Genomic DNA, 24,704 nt, shown 5'->3' with positions numbered 1-24,704 from the left:
CCTTCGGCGCCGGGCATTCTGGCCCGGCGCGTTCCGGGAACAGACAAGGCTGGTTTTCAATGGTCTGGACCGAACAATTCCTTATCAGGTATCCCGAACTGGCGGTGTTTCTCGCGATCAGCATCGGCTATCTGATCGGGACCTTCAAGATTGCGGGCTTTAGCCTGGGGCCTGTGACCGGTTCACTGTTTGCCGGTATCGCGATCGGACAACTGGCCGATGTGCCGATTGCCTCCATGGCAAAGTCCTTCCTGTTTCTCCTTTTCCTCTTCGGAACAGGCTATTCGGTCGGCCCGCAGTTCATGAAGTCGATCAGGCGAGACGGGCTGAAGCCTATGCTGCTCGCCGTGGTGGTCACCGTCACCGGGCTGGGCATGGCGATCACAATCGCCAGGCTTCTGGATCTCGATCCCGGCTTCGCGGCTGGTCTTCTCTCCGGATCGCTGACGGAAAGTCCGGCGATCGGCACTGCCGCCGAGGCGATCAACGCATTGCCGTTACCCGATACGGAGCGCCAACGACTGGTGGCGCATATCGCTGTGGCCGATGCGGTATGTTACGTTTTCGGCGCCTTAGGCGTGATCCTCTTCTGCAGTGTAGTCGCTCCCCGGCTGCTCGGGATCGACCTGCCCGCCGAGGCGCTGAAACTCGAACGTGAACTGGGTATCGTCCGCCGATCCGAAGGAGTGGCATCTGCATGGCGCCGGTTCGAGTTGCGGGCATATCGGGTTGCAGAAAACGGACTGGTCGCGGGTCTTTCGATCGCTGCCGCCGAACGGCAGGCTTCGGGGGAGAGACTGTTCATTCATCGGTTGCGTCGAGGCGATGCCCTGATCGATGCGACACCCTCGATGGTGATCGTTCCTGGCGATGTTCTTGCCGTCTCCGGTGAGCGCGCGAAGCTCGTAAGATTGATCGGTCCGCATGCCGAGGAGATCGAGGACAAGGCTCTGCTCGATATGCCGGTCGTCTCCACCGACGTCATAATGACCAACCGCGATCTCGATGGGCGAACAATTACACAATTGGGAGAGGGAAACCTCGCCCATGGCCTCTACCTGCGCGGGGTGACCCGTGGTGGAAACGAGGTGCCGATCGCGCCCGGCGTTACCGTGCAACGTGGCGATATTGTCGGACTTGTCGGGCCGGAAGCGGTGGTCGAGAAAGCTGCCCGGCAAATCGGGACAGTCATATCCGCAACGCAGACGACGGACTTTTTCGTTCTAGGACTGGGGATTTTCCTAGGTGGGCTTGTCGGCGTCATCGTGACATTTCCAGTCGGCAGCGTGCAGATTTCGCTCAGCACCAGCGTCGGTGCCTTGTTGTCAGGCCTGCTGGTCGGACATTTGCGCACGCGCTTCCCGCTTTTCGGCCGGATACCGGACGCAGGTGTATCGCTGATGACCGGCCTGGGGCTTTCAGCGTTCGTGGCGATGATCGGTCTGCATGCCGGACCTGTCTTCTTCTCAGCGATTGCTGAAGCGGGATTGAGTCTTCTTTTCGGAGGCATGATCGTGACGATAACGCCGTTGATCGTCGGGCTGTATTTCGGCCGCTACATCCTCAAGATGAACCCGATCCTGCTTCTTGGCGGACTTGCAGGGGCGCAGACGATGACAGCTGCCATGGCGGCAGTTCAGGAGCGTTCGGGCAGCACGGTCGCGGTGCTCGGGTATACGCCGGCCGTGCCGCTAGGCCACATCCTGCTTACGACTTGGGGAAGCGTCATCGTCAATGTGATTGCAGGTTAGGGATCGCTGATGCCGGGCGATCTCGTGAGCGAATATCCGGTTTGGCGGGAGAAAGGCAAGTTCCGCCGTGATTGTAAGGAACGGTAACGATGATCGGGCCATCATCCTCTGGCAGCACTGCGGATCTGTCCTCTGCAGGAAGCATCCGGCGAGATGTCATCGCTGGCTTGACGGCGGCAGCTGTCGTCCTGCCGAAGGCCATGGCCTACGCTACGGTTGCCGGATTGCCCGTGATCGTCGGCCATTATACGGCATTCGTACCAATGATCATCTATGCCTTTCTCGGTTCGTCGCGGGTGTTGAGCGTCAGTTCGACGACAACCATCGCAATCCTGACCGCAGCTGAGCTGCAGTTAGTCGTACCCGATGGCGATCCAAGCAAGCTCATCGTCGCTACCGCGACCTTTACGGCTTTGACGGGCGCGCTGCTGCTCGTTGCGTCCGGTTTGCGGCTGGGCTTCGTTGCCAATTTCATCTCGGTGCCGGTGCTGACTGGGTTCAAGGCAGGTATCGGGCTGGTAATCATCCTGGACCAGTTGCCGAAGCTCTTCGGGCTTCACATTACCAAGGCCGGCTTTTTCAGAGACATATTGGCGTTCGTGGAACAGCTTCCCCAGGCATCGGTAATCACCGCAATTGTAGGACTGACGGCGCTTTTCCTGTTGTCATTGGTAGAATGGATCCGTCCTCACTCTCCGGCGCCGCTTGCTGTCGTCGGGGGCGCGATTACCGCCTCATGGATGTTGGGCCTGAGCGACAGAGGAGTTTCCATCATCGGCGAGATTCCACGGGCGCTGCCAACGGTGACCATGCCCGATCTCGATCTGATCATGATGCTGTTGCCTGGGGCGATCGGTGTGGCGCTGATGAGTTTCACCGAGACCGCGGCTGCAGGACGCGCTTTCGCAATTTCTTCGGATCCTCCAATCCGCCCTAATCGAGAGTTGTTCGCCATCGGTGCGTCCAATCTCGGTGGAGCATTTTTCGGTGCCATGCCAGCCGGGGGAGGGACGTCGCAAACCGCGGTCGTACGTGCCGTCGGAGGGCAAACCCAGCGCGCCTCACTGGTCACGGCCGCCGTCTCCGTTGCGACGATGCTGGTGCTCGCTCCCCTGCTGGGGCTTTTGCCTCAAGCAGCGCTTTCCGCAATCGTCATCGTCTATTCACTCGGTCTGATCCGGCCCAGTGAGTTCAGGAGTATACTCCAGGTTCGCAGGATGGAGTTCCGCTGGGCCTTGGCTGCGCTGGTGGGAGTGCTGTTCTTTGGCACGCTCCAGGGTATCGTTGTCGCTATCATCGTCTCTTTGCTCGGCCTATCCAGCCAATCCGCAAACCCACGGATACATGTAATCGGTCGTGCTCGCGGAGACAGGGTTTTGCGGCCCGTTTCTGACAAGGACGATGAAGAGAATATTGTGGATGGGCTACTGATCCTGCGCCCGGAAGGGCGGCTTTTCTTTGCCAATGTGCAGCAGGTTGCCGATCGAATCCGCGACCTAGTACTGCAAAGAAAGCCGAAGGTCCTGTTGCTGGATCTGAGCAGGGTGTTCGATATTGAATATTCCGCGATGCAGATGGTGATCGCGAGCGATCGAAATCTCGCGGATCAGGGCGTGACATTATGGCTCGCGAGCCTCAACCCCGATGTACTCGACTATGTTCGCGCCTCAGGCTTCGCTGAAAAACTTGGTACAAGCCGCATGTTCAAGCGGTTGGATGACGGGGTTCGCCACTTTCAGCACAGTATCGAGGCACCTGTCTCAAGCCCGATGAAGCCCGGTCCGCATCATAGCTGAAAGCGGGAGAGGAACCGCGAATATGTGATTGCCGATCAGCACCTTATACAGGAAACGGGGCACCGCCATGTTCATGGTCATCCTTCTTTCTGCCGGCATACTGTTTTTCACCATCATCATTCACGGGCTGGTCGTGACATGTCTCTACAGCCTGTGCATAGGGGCGGTCAGAAATGCCCGAAACCTATCCGGCATAGCCCGGCTATGCCTCACCTACGTCTTCGTCTTGGGGTTTGTTTTTGCCCATTTTTTTGAAATCGTCATCTGGGCTGTGGCCTACCGGGCATTGGGCGCGCTCGAAAGCATGGAGGAGGCAGTCTATTTTTCGGCCGTCACTTTTGCGACAATTGGCTATGGTGACGTCACGCTTTCGGGTGGTTGGAGGATCGGAAGTGCAATAGAAGGCGTGAATGGCATTCTCCTTTTCGGCTGGACGACAGCATTCCTTTTCAAGGTTTCGGGAACACTCTGGTTCTCTGAAGACAGTGAGGATCCAAAGGCGGGTCAGAGATAAACATCTACGGTGTCAAAGAGCGACAGAGGGCATGCCAGTTCGTACGGCTCGCCAGTAGGTTACGGTATTCTACGTATACGCAGGCAACGTCCACGATATCATTCGGCAAAATAACTTTTACTGAGTAGCTATCCAGGACATACGGATAATGAAGTGGCTGGCGCTATCGCTGTTTCTGCTTTTAGCCGCCGCGCCTGCCTATTCGCAGCCGGCGCCTCCTCTGCCCGAAAAGATCGAAGCGCTTACAACACTGCTTCAGGATCCCGAGGTCCAGTCGTGGATAAAGCGGACAGAGGATAAAAGCACGACGCCTCCAAAACCATCTTCCGAACCTTCGATCTCGACGTGGGAAACGGCCATCCGGGCCCGCATAGACAGGATTGCCGCGGCAATCCCCCGGATCCCAACCGAAGTTCTGAAAGCTGCCAAACGCGTCAGGGGGGATGCGGTCTCGAACGGATACGCACCGGTCTTCCTGATGTTTTCCGGGCTTATCCTGGTCGGAATGATTGTCGAGCGGCTTTATCTCAGGATGCGGTCACATGTCGACAATGGCGTTTACGGCCTGCTGTCCGTTTTCATTTTTGCCTTGCCGCTGGCCATCATATTCTTCGCCGTTCACTGGCCGCCACTCGTGCGTGTGGTTCTGCTTGTCTACCTGATTGCCTTCGTGGCCTTTCGGTTGGCTTCTGCACTGGTTGTGCTTGCTGTCCCAAGGGAGGGCCTGATACGGGCACAGCTTCTAGTGGGCGCCGCCGTGCTGGCGATCGCGAATTCCATCGCCGGTTCTTTGATCGGTATCGATCAGGACGTGGTGGATGCTTTGTCTTATCTCAGCTCGATCCTCCTTCTGGCCTTGTTGCTGGAAGCTGTCTGGTCGGTGCGGACGCGCAGCCTGCAACGTAGGTTCACGTTGACTTTTGCCATCGTCGCCATCTGGGCGCTTTGGTGTCTGGGATTAAAGGGGCTTTTCTGGATCGGGGTTTTTGCGCTCATCCTGCCTTCTACGCTCCAGTCAGTGGGAAAAGCAGCACTGCGTCTGGTGCCGAATGCCACAGGGATGCGTAGCGTGCTTATCACACGCGGCGCGCGTGCCGCGATCATCGTCGTTGCCTTGACCTGGCTCGTCTTTGTCTGGAAGATGAATCCGGAAGGGCTTGCGCAGCGGGATCCTGCGCTCTCGGCGGTCTTTTATGGGCTGTTGAAAAGTGTCGCAGTCGTGCTTGTTGCCGATCTTCTGTGGCACATGGCGAAATCCTGGATCGATGGGCAGCTCGTCACAGGTGACGAGACAGGTTTAACAGCTCAGGAAACGTCGCGCCGCGGTCGTCTGCGCACCTTGCTGCCGATACTGCGAAATGCGCTGGCGGCGGTCGGCCTGACGATAACCGTGCTTCTCGTCCTGGCGGAACTCGGGGTGGAGATCGGCCCGCTGATCGCCGGAGCAGGGGTTTTCGGAGTTGCGATCGGCTTTGGGTCCCAGACCTTGGTGAAGGATGTTATCAGCGGTGTCTTTTACATGCTCGACGACGCGTTCAGGGTCGGAGAATACATTCAGGCGAAGAGTTACAAGGGTACCGTCGAGGGCTTCAGTCTCAGGTCTGTCCGTCTCCGGCACCACCGGGGGCCTATTTTTACCGTCCCATTCGGCGAACTCGGTGCGGTGGAGAACATGAGCCGGGATTGGGGTGTGGTGAAATTTCGCATTTCCGTCGGCTTCGACGCCAATGTCGAGAAGGCGCGGAAATTGACGAAAAAGATCGGTGCGACAATGCTGGAGGATCCCGAGTTCGGCCCCATCTTCATCGAGCCCCTGAAGATGAAGGGCGTCGAGGAATTCGGCGATTACGGAATGGTTCTGAGCTTCGGGATGACGCTCAAGCCTTCTCCGATGCAGTCCTTCATTCGCAGGCGTGCAAACCTTCTGTTGCGTGAGGCTTTCGTCTCGAACGGAATTCAGTTCGCACAGCCGACGGTGAATGTCGGAGGAGAGGGGGCGGCGGGCAATGCGTCAGCGGCGGCATTACAGGCATTGAACAGGAACACGCAGCTAGCCGCGACCATCGATGGAAGCCCGCCATGACTACGAGGCCGCTCTAAATGAACGGGCGCCAATCAAGAATGAAACCGGAAGCCGGTGTTTTTGGGTGGTGGAGGCGAGACGCAACCGGCAACGATTTCGGGTTCTTCTGCGAGGTAACGGATTATGGCCTCTCGAGAGACAGATGTTGAGGCGCTGTGGGGCAATCTCTCTCACAGACAACGTCAAGCGGTGTTCGGAATTTTGCTTCGCGATATCGCTGAAGCGTATCGAATGTCGGACGACGAGTCTAAAATGCGGTGGTCCGGGCCGATACTGGAGCTCATCGAGATATTGGAAAGACTTAGACGTGATCCTGCCGATAGCAAACGAGGCGCGGCGCTTGAGGCAATAGAGCTAGGCTGTCGCTTCACTAGCCAGGTTTTGCCGAAAGGCCAAACTACATCTGGTCGAGAGACCCAATAGAGTGACTGCGTTCCGAAAAGGCCCAGCTTTGCTTGGCGGAGTCATACGCAAATTGCATTGGCCGGCTTGACTGCAGGATAGCCAAGACTTCCGGTCTGCCCTACCATTTCTCTATTGCTTCAGGTTGTTGCCCCGGTGGACGAAGAGGGCTTCGGAACTTCTCAGCGAGGACGATGCCTGGACGAGGAGGAAATTATGGATACACCACCCATCATCAACCAGTATGCAGGGATAATCCAGACATCGTTGGCTCCTGTCTTTCTGCTTGCCGGGACAGCAGCGTTCGTGAGTATCTACAGCCTGCGGCTGGGCCGAGTTGCGGACCGCCTGAATGAAGTCGGAGACAAACCCGATTTGGGAGAGAGAGGAGTGCAATGGCTAACCTATTTGAGCCGTCGCACGCTTATTCTGGAGATAGCAGTCATCTTTGGAGTGGTAGCGGGTTTGTGTACTTGTGCCGCAATTCTCAATCTTCTTGCAGGCGGCCTTTCCATTCGGCTTCGACCGGAAAACCTGCCATGGCTCTTTGGCGGGGCAATCATTTGTCTGATGCTTTCGCTTCTCGCGTTCCTTCTGGAGCTTGTTTATGCGGGTAGGAGTATGCTCCAGCAAATCCGTGAGCGGCGCTAGCCGGCTGAGCTTTTCACGCCAATCCCCGTCTCGGCTTGCTCACGAACCGCACCACAATCTCTTGGATATCGCCGTACTTCGGGTGCTGTTCGGATAAGCTGGTCGCACTTTGATCATCAAGGAGACAATCAAGAGCGGGCTTCGAAGAGACCGAGAAGTCAGACATCCGATTGTGCGATAGTTTTCGGGATAATTTCAGTGCGTGTCGAACGAAATACCGAGTTTGAGCTGTCTGCTGCGACGATGGTCAAAAGTTGGAATTCCAATCAATTTGAACCGGCGAATGACATTGCGCAGCTGGTATCTGTTCAAGATGTTCGACTTATAAGGCAACTCGCCATATTCGAGAGCAAGGTATATCGCCGACGAACCTGGCATAAAGCCGGTCTGGTCTTATCAAGAGCTTGAAACCACGAGCGCCCTGGCCATTTCGTAGCGTTTCCGGACATCGCGACTAGGTGGATGGCCCGAAGATGTCTTGGGTGGGGTCGTCGGCGGGATGATTGCGTGCGGCATCATTTTCCCTTCGGCCGACAATGGGCATTACTTGAAGTCGGATCCACGGTGTTTTTCTGTTGATGTCGCGTTGCGCTCGCGGATGAGCGCAACGCATTTAGGCTTTCCTGAGCTACGATACAGTTGCGGAACTCATTTCATCAGGCGGCGCGCATTCTTGAGCCTTGGGTAGCTGCTTGGCGCATCTCAAAACGCATGAGCAGCTCTGAAAGGCGGCCGCTTTCATCAGCAAGGCCAGCGCCGGCGGCATTCATTTCTTCCACCATGGCGGCATTCTGCTGGGTTACCTGGTCCATGTGATTGACCGAGGTGTTGATTTCAGTGAGACCCGATGCCTGCTCCCGCGCGCCGAGGGCGATCGCGTCCATGTGCTGGTTGATGGCGGAGACGAGATTCGCGATCTCGTTCAGCCCGTTACCGGTATCGTTGACCAACGCCACTCCTTGCGTGACCGCGGCTTCCGAATTGCCGATCAGCGTCTTGATCTCCTTGGCTGCGTTGGCGGAACGCTGGGCGAGTTCACGGACTTCCTGGGCAACGACCGCAAATCCCTTGCCCGCTTCGCCTGCACGGGCAGCTTCCACACCGGCGTTAAGGGCCAGAAGATTGGTCTGGAAGGCGATGTCGTTGATGACACCGATGATCTGGCCTATCTGTGTGGACGCTGCCTCGATCTTGCTCATAGCATCGATCGCGTTCGATACGACCGAACTGGAGGAGTTTGCGCGGGCGCTGGCATGGCGAACCATCTCGCGAGCCTCGGAGGCTCGTTCCGACGTCTGCTTGACGTTTGTCGTAACCTGTTCGAGCGCCGCGGCCGTTTCTTCCAGCGAGGCGGCCTGCTGTTCGGTGCGCTTGGCGAGTTGGTCCGAGGCAGTGGAAATCTCGTCGCTGCCGCTGCGAACCGTCAGTGCCGACTTGGCGACCCCTTCCAGCGCAGTCCGCAGTTGGCGGATGGAGCTATTGAAATCGTGGCGCAAGGCTTCGAACTGCTCGGAGAACTCCTCTTCGATTTCGCAGAGCAGATCACCGGCCGCAAGACGGCGCAGGCCGGAGGCGAGGCCGGAAGTCGCCTGGGTGAGGCGGGCTTCGGCTTCGCTTTCGGCGCGTTTCTGGAAGGCAACGCGCTCGGCTTCGGCCGCCTGGCGGGAGCCGATTGCTTCTTCTTCAAGCTGGCGATTGTGGATTGAGGCCTCGCGGAAAACCTCGACGGCGCGGGCCATGTCGCCGATTTCATCTTTGCGTGTAGCACCATCGATCTTGGCCGAGAGATCGCCGGCGGCGAGCGTGCGCATGGCGCCGGTCAGGGCGGTGATCGGGTTGGCGATACGGAAGATGATGGTAGTGAAACCGACGATGGCGAGCGCTAGAGCAAGAAGCGTGGCAACGCCATAGATGACGATCGACCGTGTAGACGCGGCCGCATTGGCGCCTGTCAGAGCCGTCATTTCCTTCAGCGATGCCGAGGCGATATCGGCAAGCGATGCCTGCGCCGGGCCGGCGGGCTTGCGCCAGTCATCCACATTCATGGCAAAGGATTGCCCAGCTTGGAACTGCTTGATGGCGGACGACTTCTGTTCGGCATAGGCGCCGGAGAAGTAGGTGTTCTGCGCAACCTTGTGCAGATCGCGGATGGCGGCCGGCGTCGTGTCGCTTGCAACAATCTGCGAGATCACGTCCCAGGCCAGAAACACGCGGGCGTCCTGCACAGCGATTTCAGCCAGCTTTTCTGCCGAAAGCGGCTGCTTGGAAATGATGGCACCAACGATCGAGGAATTGGCGGTACCGAGCTGCGTGCGGGAGGTCCAGGCAAGCGAACGCAGCTGCGTGAACATGATCATGGCAGGACCGCGAGCATTGATGACCGCTTCGACCTGATAGGAGGCCTTTTCGAGGTCGACGAGCATCTGGTCGGCGAGGCCGAGCGCGTTCTTTCCGACACTGGCATCGCGATCCTTTACCGGAAGGGCGAGTCCCGCATCCACCTTCGCGCGAAGATCCAGCCATTTGCGGTAGTTTTCGAGAACTGGGCCGAGGCTGATCTTCAGGCTCGCCGGCTCGACTCTGTCGATGATCGATTTGGCATCATTGAAGGCGGCATCGAGATCACGTCTGCCATCCTCGATATTCTTGCGGGTAGAGGCCATATCCACCGGTTCTAGCTTGACGGCTGAGCTGATGGCGCCGCGTTCGCCGCGCATGCCGAGCAGCGCATCGAACAGCGATTTATCGAGCGAGGCCAAGCCCGCCAGTTGGGTGGATACGCGCTGGGTTTCGATCTGTCGCAGCAGCTGCTGCAACATAAGACCCATAACTGCGAAACTGAGAACCGCAAACACGGTGACGAGTATGTTTCGAACCGAAAATTTCATTGCAATGCCCCCAAAGGGACCGGCACGGAACGCAATTCCCCTTGCACACGCCGATCCGATATCCTCCGCGCGATCAAGGCGATCTCGCATTACAAGATCAATGTTCAATATTGACTAAATCTTTCCTAATTCACGCCCGTATCGATCAAATTATTGTGCGTATTTGTTGTGCGGCGCAACATTCGGCATGCGGGTGATGGAGGGTATGCGCATAGGTTTGATTACCGCGTGCCCTATCGACTACTTACAGATGATCCGAAGTCGTGGCGACAGCCGAGCGTTTCTCGACTTCCAGTCGTAGGAGGACTGCAGACGTTTTTGGAATACAATGTCAGGCATCACGGAATGAAGTCGTTGGCTGAAACAAGCGGAAGGACCAAGGTTCCGATGGCTCCCGCTGCATCTCACTTGGTTCCAACGAGGCCAGGAACGCGACACAAAGCGTTGCGGAAGCGCCCGGAAAGGCAAGGTCGCGGCAGGAAAACCACCGGGAGTAATGGTCAGATCCACGATCTTCTTCTGTAGCTCCGCGGTTACGCGCGAGCCGGCAGATGTGTGCTGCGGCAACGGCGTTCTGAAGGGCAGTTGACAGCTAAAACAGAGACTTCACGCTTCAGAACCATCAGCTTTCCAGGTCCGTTTTTGCGCGCCAAGCCTCTTCGAGCTGCAGCAAACCGCCGATCCTATTCAAGGGAAGGCGGTTTATGTTGCGCGGCTCCAGCTGACAGGTGTGTGCTGCGTCCTTTGGCGCAGGTGTTACCTGTCAAGCTAGGTAGCTTAAGCCGGTTGCAATGCGCTTAGCGTCAGATTCAATCCGGTATCCGCATCGAATATGTGTGCCTTGTCCATCACGAAACCGAGCGGGATCGTCTGGCCACGTTCTGCTTTGTCGATCTCGCCGGCAAAATCGGTCGGGACACGGGCGGCAAACTCGTGGCCGCCAAGATCGAAATAGGTATAGACCTCGTTGCCCATATGCTCGCGCAAGCGGAAAGTGCAATTGGCGACGGAAGCACGTTCCTGCGATCCCGCAGCAAGAATGCTGCGTGGCGTGCCGATATTTTCAGGGCGAATACCGAACTGCACCTTCTGGCCGATTCGATTGCGAAGGGCATCGGAAAATGCAGCGGGAAGCGGCAGCATCGTATCGCCGATCTCGACACCCAACCCGCCGTCGCGCGCCACCACCGTTGCCGGGCGGATGTTCATTTCGGGCGAGCCGATGAACCCGGCGACGAAGGCATTGACGGGGCGATCATAGAGCGTCGTCGGCGTGTCCACCTGCTGGATCGTGCCGTCTTTCAGCACGCAGATGCGTTCGCCCATGGTCATTGCCTCGACCTGGTCATGGGTCACGTAGATTGCCGTCGATGGCTGTCCCCGGTCACGCAACTCGCGATGAAGTTCCGTCAGACGCACGCGCATCGAGGCACGCAGCTTGGCGTCGAGGTTGGAGAGCGGCTCATCGAAGAGGAACACGTCCGGCCGCTTGACGATGCAGCGGCCGACAGCCACGCGCTGCGCCTGACCACCCGAAAGCTGGCGCGGCAGGCGATCGAGCAGATGCTCCATTTCCAGCATTTTGGCGGCCTGGGTGACACGTTCGTGGATTTCCTGCTTGGGCAGACCTGCCAGCTTCAGGCCGAAGGCCATGTTGTCATAGACTTTCATATGCGGATAAAGCGCATAGTTCTGGAATACCATGGCAATCCCGCGCTCCTTGGCGCGCAGGTTGTTGACGACAGTATTGCCGATCTTCAGTTCTCCGCCGGAAATCGATTCCAGCCCAGCGATCATGCGCAGAATGGTGCTTTTCGAGCAGCCGGACGGGCCCACAAAGACCATGAATTCGCCATCGCGCACTTCAAGGTCGACACCGTGCACGGCCTCGAAACCGTTGGGATATGTCTTGACGATCTTTTCGAGATTAACGCTAGCCATGATGGCTCCTTCTCCTCAACCCTTGATGCCGCTCGAGGTCGCGCCCTCGATGAAGTAGCGCTGCGCCAGGAAGAACACGGTCAGTGACGGCAGCAGGGCTACGATGGAAATTGCAATAATATTGGCCCACTCGACTTCGCCGCTGACGTCCATGCTCATCTTGAGCGCGAGTGACACAGGGTATTTCTCGACGGTGGAAATGTAGATCAGTGGCCCAATGAAGTCGTTCATCGTCCAGATGAACTGGAAGAGAGCAACCGAGATCAGCGCCGGTTTTAAAAGCGGCACGACGATGTGCCACAGAAGCTGCAAGGCGTTGCAGCCGTCGATGATCGCCGCCTCTTCCATGTCGCGAGGCGTGCCGCGCAGGAACTGGACGACAAGGAAGGTGAAGAAGGTATCGACGGCAAAGGCCGATGGCAGGATCAACGGCCAATAGGTGTCGATCATGCCCAGTTCCTTGAACATCAGATATTGCGGCACGCGCAACACGATCGGCGGCAGGAGCATGGTGCCGATCATGATGGAAAACAGGAACTTTTTCCCCGGATATTCAAAGCGTGCGAAGGAATATGCCACCAGCGTGCACGAAATCAGCGTGACGATGACCCGCGGGATGACGATGAGGAACGAGTTCAGGAAGTAGGTTGCGAAGGTAAACTCGGTCCGCGTCATCCAGCCATGGTAATAGGCGCTGAAATCGAGCAACTGGGTAAGGTCACGCGGCAGGAACCAGATCGTGGTGAAGATTTCCTGGTTCGATTTGAACGATGCTCCCAGCAGCCAGAACAACGGATAAAGCATCAGCAAGCCGACGCTTCCCAGTATCAGATAGCGCAAGGCGAGTGAAATCCGCTCCCTGCGTTGGGTGCGCAGCACTTCCGCGTTCGACGGGATTCGCGTTTTCGGCAGCGCGGTTGCGACTGTGTCACTGCTCATCGCGCTTTCTCCTTTTCCCCTGAATAGAAGACCCAATATTTCGAGGACCAGAACAGGACGCCTGCAATCGCGACGATCAGGAAGAACAGGACCCAGGACAAGGCACTGGCGTAGCCCATGTTGAAATATTTGAATGCTTCGTCGTAGATGTAGATGGCCATGAAGTAAGTGGAGTAGAGCGGGCCGCCTTCGGTAATCATGTAAGGCGCGTTGAACTCCTGGAAGCAGTTCACGATCTGCATGATCATGTTGAAGAAGATGACCGGCGTGATGATCGGCAGGGTTACACTGCGGAACTGCTGCCAGAAGGATGCACCGTCGATTTCGGCTGCTTCGTAAAGCGATTTCGGCACGCCCTGGAGCGCGGCCAGAAAGATCACCATGGCAGCGCCGAACTGCCAGGTGTTGAGCGCGACAATGGTCCAGACCGCATAACGCTCGCTTGCCAGCCACGGGATCGGATCGATGCCGACCGTATCGAGGATGATGTTGACCAGCCCCTTCTGCTGGAAAAGGAACTTCCACATCACGGAGATGGCGATCGAGCCGCCGAGAATGGTCGGGAGGTAATAGGCGGCGCGGAAGAAATTGATGCCGCGCAGCTTGAAGTTCAGCACCTGCGCGATGAAAAGCGCGACCGCCAGCCGGGCCGGAACGACGATGAGGGCGAAGGACACCGTGACCGTCAGCGACTTCCAGAATAGATCATCGTCGAAAACCATCTTTTCGTAGTTTTCCAGCCCGATATAGGTGGGTGATCCGATCAGAGGATAGTCGGTAAAGCTCAACGCGAACGAGGCCGCGAAAGGGAATAGATTGAAGGCGAGGATGCCCAGAATAAAGGGCAGCACAAAGATATAGCCAAGGCGTTTGCTTTCATACATCCGCATCACCTGAGAAATGTTCGGCCGATGGCCGCGTGGAAGGGTGAGTGCGCCGACAGCAGCCGTCGCACTCTTCCGGAAAGGTCGGGCTCATCCGGACCTCGCGGGCCGGTGACCGTTGTCGCGCTATAGGCGGGACAGTATCCGGGTGGCTTCCTTGATCAGCTTCGGCGCAGCTTCCTCCGGTGTGGTCTTGTCGAAAGAAAGCTCCTCGAAGGTATTGAACAGAAGCTTGTAGATCAGCGGATGTTCGAAATAGAGCGAGAAGCGTGGCACAAGTCCCTTCTCATCGAGCTCCATGATCTGACCTGTTCCGATCTTCTGGATCGGCGGGATGAGATTTTCGTTGGTCAGGACATCCCATTGCGTTTTGGAGGCGGGGATGGCGCGTGACGTGCCGATGATGCGGGCAGCTTCGGCATCCGTTGTCAGGAAGTTGATGAATTTTGCCGCCGCTTCCTGCTGCTTGCTGTGCTTGCTGATCGAATAGATGAAGCCGGTGCGGCTCATGGTGCCCGCGGTCTTGGCGTCAGGCAGCATGATGTAAGGGCCGACTTCCAGCTGATCGAGACCGCCGCTCAGGGTATCGGCGCGCGATGTCAGCGTGGAATCCTGCGAATAGACGCCGCCCCACTTACCTTCCACCCAGTCGGGCATCTGCGATGTAGGCTTGTTTGCACCGCCCATGGCGGTACGCGCCTTGATGCTGACCAGAACATGTTCGTTTTCCAGTCGTTTGAAGAAGCGCAGCCAGTCGGCCACCTGTTCCTCGCTCATCGTCACCTTGGGTTCGTCCGGATCGATGAAGTTTACATTGTATTTCTGCATGGCCCAGGACAGCGAGATCAGGAAGCTGCCCTGCGTGGTTGGATCGAGCGGGTAATAATCGTCGCCTAGACGCTCGCGCATCAGTTTCCCGGCTTCGAACAACTCATCCCAGGTTTTCGGATAGTCGATTTTGGCCTTCTGCCACGGTTCCTTGTTGTACAGGAACAGGAAGCCGGTCGAGCCGATCGGCACGCCCTGCATCTTGCCGTTGATACTTACCTGCTCAAGCGTGGTCTTGGGGAATTCCTCAAGATTGATCAGGCTGGAGAACTTGTTGATGTCTTCAAAGCCGTCGCCCTTTTTCGAGAACATCGGCAGCCAGGCCAGTAGTACCTGCATGACGTCCGGCTCAGTTCCGCCGGCAAACTGAGTGCTCAGGCGTGTCTGGTAACCGTCATAGCCGGAATATTCGGCTTTCACAGTGATGCCCGGGTTTTTCTCCTCGAAAAGCTTTATGACTTTAAGTGTATTTGCTGCGCGTGCTTCGTTACCCCACCAGGCGAAACGGATCGACGCGTCCTCGGCAAAAGCCGCAGATGTAAGTGAAACAAGCGCTGTGAATGTCAGCGCCGCAAGTGTCTTTCGTTTGAACATGGTCTCCTCCTAAATTTCCTCTTCAGCTTGTTATGATCGCCTCCCGGCGGTCAGGCATGTGCGCATGAGACTGCGGCCGACGGGTATGGAGCCGAGCAAGGCAGGCACTGCGGAATGGGGATGGACAAGATTGGTGTTCGGCGCACAGGGCAGCACGCGGCGCTTTAACCGGCCATCGAGATCGCGCAGGTCGCTGAACAGCGTCAAACCTTCAGCCACCGGCCTTTCCTCGGAAGGCCCTTCGCTTTCGATCACCTGCTGCAAGGACCGCGGCGGTATCCACAGATCTGCCGCATGGCCCGTTGCAAGAACCTGCAGCGGGAAATCTGCCTCGATCGTACTCTCGCGCAACTCTCCTGCATCGCTCGGTCGCTGTCGTGTCGTCACGCGGCAACCGGGAAAGGATGACCAGACCGTTTTCAGTTCACCGTCTTCGAGAACGGTTTCGTCGATCTCAGTGCGAAATGCCCAGGTAACGCCATCTCGACTAAACGCGAGCAGGTTGTCGCCGGCAAAGCCGCTTGAGATCCAATCCAGCGATTCCACGCAGAAGCCGTGATGTGAGGAATAGGCAAATTTTGCGTATTTATCGGCGACATGCCGGATCTCTCGATGTCTCGGCGGCGGCGCGACCAGATAGGAAACGCCGTTGGAGCGCCAGGTAATCTGGCGCGATACGGCAACTGCATGGAGAGCGGGCGGAGTGTCCGCCTCCTCCGCGGTGCTCCAAAATGGATGGTCGGCAGGAAGGGCCAGCGGAGCGAAGGCTTTCAACGCCCAGAGTGGTGATTGCGCACTGTTGTAGAACTCGCTCATCAGCAGGTTAGGGTAGGCGTAACCTACGGTCAGGCGTCCTTCCGTGTCGAAGATCGGCTGACCAAGCCACCAGCGCATCGCCCGCGACCAGAGGCCACGCAGCTTTCCTGCACTCAGTTCAGGATGGCCGAATTCGGCGAGGAGGCCCCAAAAACCGGCGGTTCCGAAGCGATAGGTCATCGAGCGGCCATAGGCGATAGCCGCACCATCTTCTGCAAACCAGTGGCGATACGAGAGAGCAAAGGTTCTCGCCCGCTCGATATAGCGCGCCGACCGCTCGGGATCGTCAACCGCGTGCCAGCGCGCATAGAGAAGCCCGTAGAAATGGAAGGCGAAGGGATTGTAGTAGTCGAACCGTCCCACCTCAGCGCCGTCCTTGTACCATCCTTCACCGACATACTGGCTGTCGATGAAATCAAGTTCTTCGGCGAGGCCTTTCCTGTCGGCCGGCCAGCCGACGCTGGCAAGCGCATCGATCACCAGAACTCTGAAGAAGCGCCAGTTGCTTGGGTTGATGCGGGCGTGCTGAATTTGCGATAACCAGCGGAACAGGTTTTCGCGGCAAGCCTGCGACATCAGTCTGTTCAGGAGCTCGGGTTGTTCACGCAGGAACACGGCAAGCGCTGCCATCTCGACCAGCCGCTGATCCATGTCGCCGGCTTCACCCCAATAGGCAGGATGATCCGGGTCGGAGCCGTTGGCCAAACCTTCGACGATGGCCTCAACTCCGGGCACTGAACAGCCACCCGCGAGCGCTGGAATCACACCCCATAACAGGCGTGAAAGCCCCTCAAGGCGCGCGGCGCGTTCATCATAGGCAGCAACCGTCGATCCGAGCTTGAGCCCGGCATTGCCTTGCGTGAACACGCCGAGATGGTTGCCGATGAGCCATGAGAGGAGATGCGCGGCGGCATTCCGGTCGATGGCGGCATCTGGATTGATTGGTGGCGAAGGACGCATCGTCGGTCTCACCAGCAGAAACGGGAATGGCCGAGCGACCGCATGAGCGCTTCCATGAAATAATAGTCGCCATAGGGCAGCATGTTGCGCACCGAGCCGCGCCGTACATGGGCCGCGCCATAATCGAGCAATCCCTGCGCCCCTTCAATTTGCGTAACGTCGCAAGTCTCGATCAGCCCATCGAGCAGTCGATCGGCAAAGGCGCGCCAGCGGATTTTCTCTTCACCGCTTGTCACATCCGCCAGGATGAAAAGCCCGGCCGACAGAATGGCCCCTGCCGAACTGTCGAGATATTGCGGCTCATCGGCCGGAAGGCGCAGATCCCAGAGAGGCACCTCGTTATCGCCCATAAGCTCTTCTGCCTTGGCCGCGGTCAGCCGAGCCGCATCGAGATATTCGGGATTGCCCGTCGTGCGGTAGGATTGCGCAAAGCCATGCACCAGCCAGGCCTGGCCACGGGCCCAACAAGAATCATGCGCATAACCCTGATGGGTTTCACCGCGTAGCGGCGCGCCGGTTGTGGCGTCGAAAACGAATGTATGGAAGGACGTGCCGTCTTCCCGGATCAGATTGCGGCGGGTAGTTTCCGCATGGGCGTCGGCAATCATCTTGAAATCGGGCGCGCCGGTTTCTGCATGCGCCCAGTAAAGCAGCGCAAGGTTCTGCATCGTGTCGGCAATGATGCGTCCGGCGACGAAGGTGGAGCGCGTCGTATTTTCCGTACCATGCGAGTTCCAGGCCTGGATATAGCCGCCGGCGGGTCTGAAGCGGGCGCGCAGCGCTTCTGCAGCGCGCAGGGCCATCTGCCGCGCTGTCTGCGATCCGGTCAGTTTCCAATCGGCCACGCAGTTCAGTGAAAAGATGAAACCGAGATCATGATCCTGCGCAGCGAGGTTGGACAAAAGCAGGTTGAGGTCAGACTGACGGGCTCGCGCGAGATTGGCCAATCCCGGTTCGCCACTGAACTGATAAGCGAGCCAAAGCTGCCCGGCATAAAAGCTGATGACCCAGTCGAACGGATTGCAATACTGCCAGCCGTTTTCCACGCTGCCGATCTGAGGGTTGCGCAGCCCGAAAATGCGCGATGTCGACTTCACCCGTTCGACGCACCGCTCCAGGATTGCCTGGCGACCATTTGGTTTTGCCCTGGCAGGAGATTGGACGGAGTGTGGAAGGGTGGCGGTGAGCATGCAGGTTTCCTCGCTGTAGATGCGAAGACTTTGGCATGTGCGAAAATTTTGTCAATTAAGAAAACTTTTCGCACATGCGGCGAAAAATCCTTTCATAAATTGTCAATTGCTAGGCGTGCCAATCATGTGAAACTATCTCGCGTGTTGATTTAAATGCGAAAATTTACGAAAATCGCGGAAGATGGCGCACAGCTTTAATACCGAAAATTTTCGTGATAGACATTCTGTCGCGGAACCGATCGCGGGTGTTAAGAACCGCAGAGACAAAGTGAATGATGAGCGATCCAGACTCGTATCTTTCAACGGCGACACTTCACGATGTTGCAGCTGCAGCCGGCGTTTCGGTTGGCACTGTATCCAAGGCGCTCAATAGACGTGGTGGCGTAAGTCCGAGCGTTGCAGCGCAAATCATTGAGACGGCACGCCGGCTCGGATACCAGAAGCGCCAGCTGCCACCGGAACCCGCATATAACGTGGCGTCCACGACGATCATCACCTTCGACCGGTTCGTGGTGAGCGGTCAGTTTTACGGCGAGATCCTCGACTCGATATTGAAGGAAGCCGAAAGGCGCGGCATTGCCACCAATGTGGAGCTTCTTCCTTCCGTCGAAGTTCCAGCACTGCTAGCCCAGGAAAGCTGGTTTGGACGGCAGCGCCCCGAAAGTCTCATCGTGCTTGGCATCGATACGCCGGAAATGCTGGATGCGATCAGCGAACTTGGCTGTCCTGCCGTGATTGTCAACGGTGCCGACCGCCGGATGCGGATCCCGAGCGTGTCGCCCGACTATCACTTCGGCGGGTGGTTGGCTGCACGGCATCTACTGGAGCAGGGGCATCGCAAGATTGCGCATGTGACGCATCCCTGGCGCGTGTCATTTGCGCTCCGGCTCGACGGCTTTCGTGATGCGCTTTCGGATTTCGGAATCACCTTCGATCCCGAAGTCCACCTTATTGATACACAGAGCCGGGCTCTGATGAGCCTCGATGCGCGACGTGCCGTCGAGCAAAGGTTGGCAGCCGGCAGGCTGGATTATACCGGCTTTGTCTGTGCTGCAGACATGTTGGCGCTCGGCGTTATACAGGCTGCGACCGCGGCCGGTCTCTCGGTCCCCAATGACATCTCGGTTATCGGCTTCGATGATCTGCCTGTGAGCAGTCACTCAACGCCGCCGCTCAGCTCGATCCGCATCGACAGACAGGAAGTCGGCCGCACGGCGGTCGATCTGCTGCTTGAGCGAGCTGCGATGCCGGATCGCGTTGCGCGGCGGGTCGGCATCGGCGTCTCGCTTGTCTCGCGTGCTTCGGTTGGCACTATTTAGTTATTGCTAATTGATCGTTCGGGAAGCAACGGCCTTCATAGGCATTGATCTCGGAGCGATTGGACCCGCGACATGCATTGACGCTATTTGGACAGTATGTACCTGCCATAGAAAATCGCGTAGCCGCAAAAGGCAAGAACCCAGAGCAGACCGGCGAGCGGTAGAAGCAACATCGTGTATTGTGGCGCAAGCGCTGCGGCGATGCGTAGTGCGGCAGCGATAACGATTGGCAGGTAGATGACGAAAACCGTCGAAGCCGGCGCATGCAGTGCCTGACCGGAGTGGCCACGGGTTGCGCGGGTCATAACCGCGAGCGTCATGGTGCCGATCGCCCCCGATGTCCAGGCATGGATACCGGCCGATGCGAAGCTTGAATCATAGGCAAGCAGGGCGATGCCGGTCAAGACAAAGCCAAGTGGCACGAATAGGAAGGCGACGTGGAGGATGGTGACGAGCGGTTCGTGGAGCGTGCGTTCGGGACACCAGCGCGCCTGTCGGACCAGTTGAAGAGTACCGGCGAGCAGCATCAGGATTGCGGCCGGTTTTGCCAGAGCGTCCCAGTGCGACGCCAGCGGCCAAGTGGCAAGCGCTATGGTCGAGATCACCATTACGAAAAGATCGAAACGACCGAAGGGTGGCGGCTCGCGGCCGGGATTATTCTTTCTTAGCCAGTTGCCGGTAAAGGTGGGAATGATGCGGCCGCCGACGATAGCGATCATCAGGATGATGGCGGATATGGCAAGGCGTCCCGCGACATCGACATGGGCGAAGCGGGAAAATTCATAAAGGAAAAGCGCCTGCGCTGCCGCGATCAGGCCGATCACGGCCGCCAGTTTGTAATTACGTTTGTTTCTAGCTGCCACGACTTCGCGTAGCGCATAAAGGCCGAGCACTACGAGGAAGGCGAGGTTGATGACGCTTGCGGCGGTGAGGCCGGTATATTCCGAGAGGAAGGTCGCCAGCCGTCCCGCTAACCAGAGGGCAAACAGAAGAACGAGCGGCGTGCCGGTCAACCGTTTGCGTTTGGTCCAGTTGGGCATGGCTGTCAGTAGGAAGCCAGCGATAATCGCGGGCACATAACCGAACAGAAGTTCATGCTGGTGCCATGCGATCGGCGACAGTGCCGTCGGCACATGCAGAAAACCAAGATACCAAGGCACCCAGAGCAGGATCGACAGTGCAGCATAAAGTGCGCCGAACAGAAAGAACGGTCTAAAGCCTTCGAGCGCGAGGTTTGAAAGACGGATTTTCGGGGCGGAGGTGTTCGACATGGTCAACATCTGTCCTGGTCGATTGTGGTGGTTGACCACAAGAGGGGGATATAGGCGTAAAGCCAGAGAAGGAAGGCGGCAGCCCAGGCGAGGGCGGACGGGCCATATTGCCCACCGGGCAACGTGAGAGATGGCCAGAATTCCGGCGTTACGCGCAGCGCCAAAGCAGTTAGAAGGCAGAGAATGGCAGCGCGGGTGAGGCGCGAAAAACCGAGTGGCTGGCCGGTATGCAACAGGCCGGCAATCGACAGGACCTGCAGCACACCGAGGCCAAGACCGCCCATCAGCATCAGGTGCAAGCCCCCGAGCGTCGGGATATCTAGGCCAATCCTGCCGAAGCCGACGAGAAGAAGGCCCAGGCCGGCAAGCAGGCTTGAAAGCCACAGGCCTGCGATCTTGAACGTCCAACCCTGTCTGCCGATAAAACCTTCGGCGACGCGGTCGAGGAATGCAGCGCCTGTCGCCAGTACCAGGTAACCGCAGACGGCATCGGAAAAGCCTGAGAATTCGGCGGCAATCAGCAGTCCTGCAAGGCCCGGCGCGAGGTTGATCCGCCCCGGATGCGGACGGTAGGGCGAGGTTTCCTCACTCGGGTCGAGAACACGATTGGTGATCGGCACGGTAATGCGAGCCAGGGCCAGGCCGAGAAGGCCAAGCAATGCATATTGCATGAGCCGTATAGTGCGCTCGGCCAGATCATAGGCGTCCGTCAGCATGGAAAAACGCAGAAGGCCGGCGGCGATTGCCAACGTTGCGAGCAGCAGGACGAAGCCGGTCAGCGCCATCGTCCGTTTTCTCCACCCCAGACAGGCGGCGTAACCAACAAGGAAAACCAGCCATATCTGATCAAAAATGCCGCCGAGAAGGATTGCGGCGTCAATGCCGAATAGGCCGATGAGCCGCGCTGAAGTCCACAGGCCTGCGAGGATGAGCAGTGGCCTTCCCGAAAATCCCTTCGTATCCGTCCATTCCGGCAAAGCCGAGGTGAGAAACCCGAGCAATGCTGCTCCAAACGATCCAATAAGCATTTCCTGGGCATGCCAGTGGGCCGGCAGGGTGTTGTGGGCGAAGGGCAGGCCGAGCTGCCAGCCTGCGACCCAAAGCAGAGGCCAGAGAGCTGTGTGCAAAGCGGCAATCGGGAAGAACAACCGCAGCCCTTCGGCGGTCGCGGCCCGCAGGATAGTGCGCCATCCCGAAGTTGTATCAACGGGCATCACCGTCATCCCGCCCTCCGTTCGTCGAGTTCCTCGACATGTCGAAACAGCGGGTCTTGCTTCATGAAGTGCTGAACGGTCTCGAAAACCATCCGCTCGTCACGTTCTCCAGGCATGAGCGATATGTGACGCTTCCCAGATATTCCGTTTCCGCGCCGGTCCAGCACGACGACCCGATGAGCGATCCGCACTGCCTCTGCCATGTCATGGGTGATGAAGAGGCCACCGCGTTTGCCGCTGCCCACATGGCCGATGACGATATCCTGCATATGGCGGCGAAGCGCGGGGTCAAGCGCGGTAAACGGCTCGTCGAAAAACAGAAAATCGGCTTCGCTTGCCAGCGCGCGGGCAATCGCGGTGCGCTGCTTCATGCCGCCCGAAAGCTGGACCGGATATTTGTCGAGATCTTCGCCTTCAAGAGCGGCCGCCGCCGCTGCAGCGAGGATACGATCGTGACGGTCGCGAACCGAGAGCCTTTCCGGAAGGGCCATGCCGATATTCTTGCGCGCCGTGGCCCATGGCAGGAGCCTCGGTTCCTGAAACACGACTGCGTGTCGTCCATAAGTCCGGTTGATGCGGCCATGTCGCGGTTCGACAAGCCCCGCGGCGATATGCAGAAGCGTGCTCTTGCCGCAACCGGATGGCCCGACCAGGGCCACCAGTTCGCCTTCGCCGATGTCGAGTGTAACCCGATCAAGAACCGTGCGGCCGAGAAAGGCGTGTCCGATGTCGTTGAGAGTGAGGGCGCTCATCGCTTGACACCCCATGGCCGGGCGGCATGGCGCCATGCTTCCAGCTCGGAACGTGTCGGCTGGATCAGCCCATATTCGACGGCAAGCAGTGCACTTACCGATAGCAGGATCCAGGCAAGTGCGTTCGCCACGTCGAGATTGGAACGCGAGACCGCAAGCGCTTCGCCGATCCCTCCGGCATTGGCGAGAAGTTCGGCCATCACGGCGGCCTTGAAAGCGGTTCCGAGCGCCATGACGAGGATCGGGAAGAGGCGGTTCAGCATTTGCGGAGCGGTGATGCGAACAAATCTGCCAACCCGCCCCATGCCGAGCGAGAGCGCCATGTCGTCAAGCAGCCTGTCGCGACTGGCGATACCTTCCGCCGCACCGAGAAAAACGATCGGCAGGCAGGCGACGGCAGCTGTCGTCGTCACCGTCGCTGAACCGGTGCCGAACCAGATCATCAGAAGCACGATCCAGGCAATCGGCGGCACGCCGAGCATCAGGGTGATCTGCGGTTGAACGAGGCGCAGGATCGCCGGATGAAACCCGGCAAGGCATCCGGCCATGGTGCCGATCACGCCGGCAAGCGCGAAGCCCGAGAGTGCGCGTGACGAGGTGGTGAGCAAGAGCTGCCAGGCGGAAGCCTCGCCCAGAAGGGCCCTCGCAGCGGCAAGCGTTTCCAGCGGCGAGGGCAGGATGAAGCTGCCATAGGCTTCATGCGCCACCTGCCAGAAGGCTGCAAAAACGCTCAATCCTGCAAGGCCGGACCAGCCGGACCAGAGAAATTGTCCCGTTTTTGAAGCGCGCTCGGCAAGTGAGGTCATGGTTGGGCTCACAGATACAGCGTGTCGTCGGGTAGTTTTCCGCCGATCATTGGTGCGTTGGTCTTCGCGATAGCTTCAAGCAGCGCCTCGATCTCGGGGCGCGCCTTAGCTGCGGGCGTTGCGACGAGATTGGAGAAAGGCACGGATTTTTCGATGACCGGCCAGGGCAGTTCCAGCGCCGAAGCGGCGTGGCCAGCCGCGGCTGCCGGGTTGACAACGACATCTGCTGTAGCCTTTTCGAGACCGGAGAGAAGGGGGGCGATCCTCTCCGGGTAGTCGCGCAGAAAGGCAGGCGCCAATGCCAGTCCCGCCTGCGGCATGATGGCCGCAAGCCCTGTCACTGCGCCCCATTCCTTTTGCATGTCTATTGCGCGATGGACGGTCTTGCCCGTACTCGAGGCCTTGATCATTGCCGCGGTCGCGGCCGGTTCTGGCACCAGTGCCGTTTCGATCCGGCCGGAAAGCAGCAGCTGGATCGCCTCGATCGGCGAGCCGGAACGGCTGACCTTCACCTTGTCAGCCAGACCGTGATGCGCCAGCACGGCGTCGAATACCAGTTCCGGCGTATCGTTGGGGAAGGGTACGGTGATTTCTCTGCCGGTCAGATCGGCAATGCTGCGGATTTCGGGGTTGGTCGAGATCACATAGAGCAGGCCATTGGTCATCACATTGGCGAGCTTGACGCCGAAGCCACGGTTGCTGAGGTTTGCCGCTGCCGTCACCGGCATGACCACGGCCTGCATGGTACCGGAGGTGAGGCCTGCGCGCGTTTCGTCCGGCGTGCGCCAGATGCGGAAACGCACACGCTCGGCGACATCGCGCAGCAGGCCGGCGCCAACGGCATAGGCAAGCGTGATCGAAGGGCCGGCCGGAGGTCCGTAAAGCACGAGTTCATCAAGTGTGGCGGCATTGACGCGGCTGACGAACGGAAGCGCAAGCGCTGCAGTTGCGGCCGTCCGCAACAGGGAGCGGCGGTCGATACCGTTCAAGGTGCTGGAATTCTCGGGTTTTGCAAAAAGGTTCACGACGGATTCTTTCCAAGGGGGCGATAAGGATCTTATCCGGTCATCACGCCGGCTCTTTGCGTAAGCGCAAGAAACGGCGC

General features: G+C 58.3%; 18 protein-coding genes. 6 read left to right on the top strand and 12 right to left on the bottom strand.

Annotated elements, in window-relative coordinates; genetic code table 11:
- The first annotated feature begins 59 nt into the window (after nucleotides 1–59).
- The 5 genes from aspT to GGE33_RS21700 all read left to right on the top strand — a co-directional run bounded on the left by aspT (nucleotide 60) and on the right by GGE33_RS21700 (nucleotide 7,197).
- Nucleotides 60–1,751 carry an aspartate-alanine antiporter gene (aspT, locus tag GGE33_RS21720; RefSeq protein WP_183827862.1) on the top strand — a complete coding sequence of 564 codons (1,692 nt, stop codon included), beginning with the start codon at nucleotides 60–62 and terminating at the stop codon, nucleotides 1,749–1,751.
- Between the two features lie 89 nt (nucleotides 1,752–1,840).
- Nucleotides 1,841–3,547 (top strand): SulP family inorganic anion transporter, encoded by a 1,707-nt coding sequence (locus GGE33_RS21715; protein ID WP_183827859.1) that lies wholly within the window; start codon nucleotides 1,841–1,843, stop codon nucleotides 3,545–3,547.
- Between the two features lie 67 nt (nucleotides 3,548–3,614).
- Entirely contained in the window at nucleotides 3,615–4,061 is a 447-nt protein-coding gene (locus tag GGE33_RS21710) for an ion channel (protein WP_183827856.1), read from the top strand.
- A gap of 148 nt (nucleotides 4,062–4,209) precedes the next feature.
- Complete coding sequence (locus tag GGE33_RS21705; RefSeq protein WP_183827853.1) at nucleotides 4,210–6,144, top strand: mechanosensitive ion channel family protein; 1,935 nt, start codon at nucleotides 4,210–4,212, stop codon at nucleotides 6,142–6,144.
- Nucleotides 6,145–6,762: 618 nt separating this feature from the next.
- Nucleotides 6,763–7,197: a DUF2721 domain-containing protein gene (locus GGE33_RS21700; RefSeq protein WP_183827850.1), complete on the top strand. Its 435-nt coding sequence runs from the start codon at nucleotides 6,763–6,765 to the stop codon at nucleotides 7,195–7,197.
- Between the two features lie 656 nt (nucleotides 7,198–7,853).
- On the opposite strand, the gene GGE33_RS21695 is transcribed toward GGE33_RS21700, so the two are convergent.
- The 7 genes from GGE33_RS21695 to GGE33_RS21665 all read right to left on the bottom strand — a co-directional run bounded on the left by GGE33_RS21695 (nucleotide 7,854) and on the right by GGE33_RS21665 (nucleotide 18,237).
- A complete protein-coding gene (locus GGE33_RS21695) occupies nucleotides 7,854–10,085 on the bottom strand; it encodes a methyl-accepting chemotaxis protein (protein ID WP_183827848.1) in 2,232 nt (743 codons plus the stop codon).
- Nucleotides 10,086–10,862: 777 nt separating this feature from the next.
- Entirely contained in the window at nucleotides 10,863–12,026 is a 1,164-nt protein-coding gene (locus GGE33_RS21690; protein WP_183827846.1) for an ABC transporter ATP-binding protein, read from the bottom strand.
- Nucleotides 12,027–12,041: 15 nt separating this feature from the next.
- Entirely contained in the window at nucleotides 12,042–12,965 is a 924-nt protein-coding gene (locus GGE33_RS21685) for a carbohydrate ABC transporter permease (protein ID WP_183827843.1), read from the bottom strand.
- Nucleotides 12,962–13,849 (bottom strand): carbohydrate ABC transporter permease, encoded by an 888-nt coding sequence (locus GGE33_RS21680; RefSeq protein ID WP_183827840.1) that lies wholly within the window; start codon nucleotides 13,847–13,849, stop codon nucleotides 12,962–12,964. The genes GGE33_RS21685 and GGE33_RS21680 overlap by 4 nt, the downstream gene beginning before the upstream one ends.
- 126 nt (nucleotides 13,850–13,975) lie before the next feature.
- Nucleotides 13,976–15,271, bottom strand: a complete 1,296-nt coding sequence (locus GGE33_RS21675; RefSeq protein WP_183827837.1) for an ABC transporter substrate-binding protein — start codon at nucleotides 15,269–15,271, stop codon at nucleotides 13,976–13,978.
- Nucleotides 15,272–15,301: 30 nt separating this feature from the next.
- Nucleotides 15,302–17,047, bottom strand: coding sequence for a DUF2264 domain-containing protein (locus GGE33_RS21670; RefSeq protein ID WP_183827833.1), 1,746 nt, complete (start codon nucleotides 17,045–17,047; stop codon nucleotides 15,302–15,304).
- An 8-nt stretch (nucleotides 17,048–17,055) separates the two neighbouring features.
- A complete protein-coding gene (locus tag GGE33_RS21665; RefSeq protein ID WP_183827830.1) occupies nucleotides 17,056–18,237 on the bottom strand; it encodes a YyaL domain-containing protein in 1,182 nt (393 codons plus the stop codon).
- A gap of 272 nt (nucleotides 18,238–18,509) precedes the next feature.
- Between GGE33_RS21665 and GGE33_RS21660 the strand changes: the two genes are divergently transcribed.
- A complete protein-coding gene (locus GGE33_RS21660) occupies nucleotides 18,510–19,556 on the top strand; it encodes a LacI family DNA-binding transcriptional regulator (RefSeq protein WP_183833784.1) in 1,047 nt (348 codons plus the stop codon).
- Nucleotides 19,557–19,639: 83 nt separating this feature from the next.
- Here GGE33_RS21660 and GGE33_RS21655 read toward each other — a convergent pair whose 3' ends face one another.
- Genes GGE33_RS21655 through GGE33_RS27875 form a run of 5 tightly spaced genes read right to left on the bottom strand, consistent with a single transcriptional unit; the run spans nucleotide 19,640 to nucleotide 24,624 of the window.
- Nucleotides 19,640–20,827, bottom strand: a complete 1,188-nt coding sequence (locus GGE33_RS21655; protein ID WP_183827824.1) for an NnrS family protein — start codon at nucleotides 20,825–20,827, stop codon at nucleotides 19,640–19,642.
- Nucleotides 20,828–20,829: 2 nt separating this feature from the next.
- Nucleotides 20,830–22,041 (bottom strand): NnrS family protein, encoded by a 1,212-nt coding sequence (locus GGE33_RS21650; RefSeq protein ID WP_183827822.1) that lies wholly within the window; start codon nucleotides 22,039–22,041, stop codon nucleotides 20,830–20,832.
- Nucleotides 22,042–22,046: 5 nt separating this feature from the next.
- Complete coding sequence (locus tag GGE33_RS21645) at nucleotides 22,047–22,793, bottom strand: ABC transporter ATP-binding protein (protein ID WP_183827819.1); 747 nt, start codon at nucleotides 22,791–22,793, stop codon at nucleotides 22,047–22,049.
- On the bottom strand, nucleotides 22,790–23,599 hold the full coding sequence (locus GGE33_RS21640; protein WP_183827815.1) for an ABC transporter permease: 810 nt from the start codon (nucleotides 23,597–23,599) through the stop codon (nucleotides 22,790–22,792). The genes GGE33_RS21645 and GGE33_RS21640 overlap by 4 nt, the downstream gene beginning before the upstream one ends.
- A gap of 8 nt (nucleotides 23,600–23,607) precedes the next feature.
- Nucleotides 23,608–24,624, bottom strand: coding sequence for an ABC transporter substrate-binding protein (locus GGE33_RS27875; RefSeq protein ID WP_210303820.1), 1,017 nt, complete (start codon nucleotides 24,622–24,624; stop codon nucleotides 23,608–23,610).
- Nucleotides 24,625–24,704 lie beyond the last annotated feature (80 nt).

The organism is Aliirhizobium cellulosilyticum (assembly GCF_014198105.1).
Classification (GTDB): Bacteria; Pseudomonadota; Alphaproteobacteria; order Rhizobiales; family Rhizobiaceae; genus Neorhizobium; species Neorhizobium cellulosilyticum.
The sequence above is the reverse complement of the archived record's forward strand: the minus strand, read 5'-3'. Positions and strand labels throughout refer to the sequence as shown.

Excerpts from the sequence above, each read along its gene's own strand:
- aspT (WP_183827862.1), top strand. The coding sequence starts at position 60 with ATGGTCTGGACCGAACAATTCCTTATCAGGTATCCCGAACTGGCGGTG.
- GGE33_RS21700 (WP_183827850.1), top strand. The coding sequence starts at position 6,763 with ATGGATACACCACCCATCATCAACCAGTATGCAGGGATAATCCAGACA.
- GGE33_RS21705 (WP_183827853.1), top strand. The coding sequence starts at position 4,210 with ATGAAGTGGCTGGCGCTATCGCTGTTTCTGCTTTTAGCCGCCGCGCCT.
- GGE33_RS21675 (WP_183827837.1), bottom strand. The coding sequence starts at position 15,271 with ATGTTCAAACGAAAGACACTTGCGGCGCTGACATTCACAGCGCTTGTT.
- GGE33_RS21680 (WP_183827840.1), bottom strand. The coding sequence starts at position 13,849 with ATGTATGAAAGCAAACGCCTTGGCTATATCTTTGTGCTGCCCTTTATT.
- GGE33_RS21640 (WP_183827815.1), bottom strand. The coding sequence starts at position 23,599 with ATGACCTCACTTGCCGAGCGCGCTTCAAAAACGGGACAATTTCTCTGG.
- GGE33_RS21645 (WP_183827819.1), bottom strand. The coding sequence starts at position 22,793 with ATGAGCGCCCTCACTCTCAACGACATCGGACACGCCTTTCTCGGCCGC.
- GGE33_RS21715 (WP_183827859.1), top strand. The coding sequence starts at position 1,841 with ATGATCGGGCCATCATCCTCTGGCAGCACTGCGGATCTGTCCTCTGCA.
- GGE33_RS21665 (WP_183827830.1), bottom strand. The coding sequence starts at position 18,237 with ATGCTCACCGCCACCCTTCCACACTCCGTCCAATCTCCTGCCAGGGCA.
- GGE33_RS21650 (WP_183827822.1), bottom strand. The coding sequence starts at position 22,041 with ATGCCCGTTGATACAACTTCGGGATGGCGCACTATCCTGCGGGCCGCG.
- GGE33_RS21690 (WP_183827846.1), bottom strand. The coding sequence starts at position 12,026 with ATGGCTAGCGTTAATCTCGAAAAGATCGTCAAGACATATCCCAACGGT.
- GGE33_RS21685 (WP_183827843.1), bottom strand. The coding sequence starts at position 12,965 with ATGAGCAGTGACACAGTCGCAACCGCGCTGCCGAAAACGCGAATCCCG.
- GGE33_RS21660 (WP_183833784.1), top strand. The coding sequence starts at position 18,510 with ATGATGAGCGATCCAGACTCGTATCTTTCAACGGCGACACTTCACGAT.
- GGE33_RS21655 (WP_183827824.1), bottom strand. The coding sequence starts at position 20,827 with ATGTCGAACACCTCCGCCCCGAAAATCCGTCTTTCAAACCTCGCGCTC.
- GGE33_RS21695 (WP_183827848.1), bottom strand. The coding sequence starts at position 10,085 with ATGAAATTTTCGGTTCGAAACATACTCGTCACCGTGTTTGCGGTTCTC.
- GGE33_RS21710 (WP_183827856.1), top strand. The coding sequence starts at position 3,615 with ATGTTCATGGTCATCCTTCTTTCTGCCGGCATACTGTTTTTCACCATC.
- GGE33_RS21670 (WP_183827833.1), bottom strand. The coding sequence starts at position 17,047 with ATGCGTCCTTCGCCACCAATCAATCCAGATGCCGCCATCGACCGGAAT.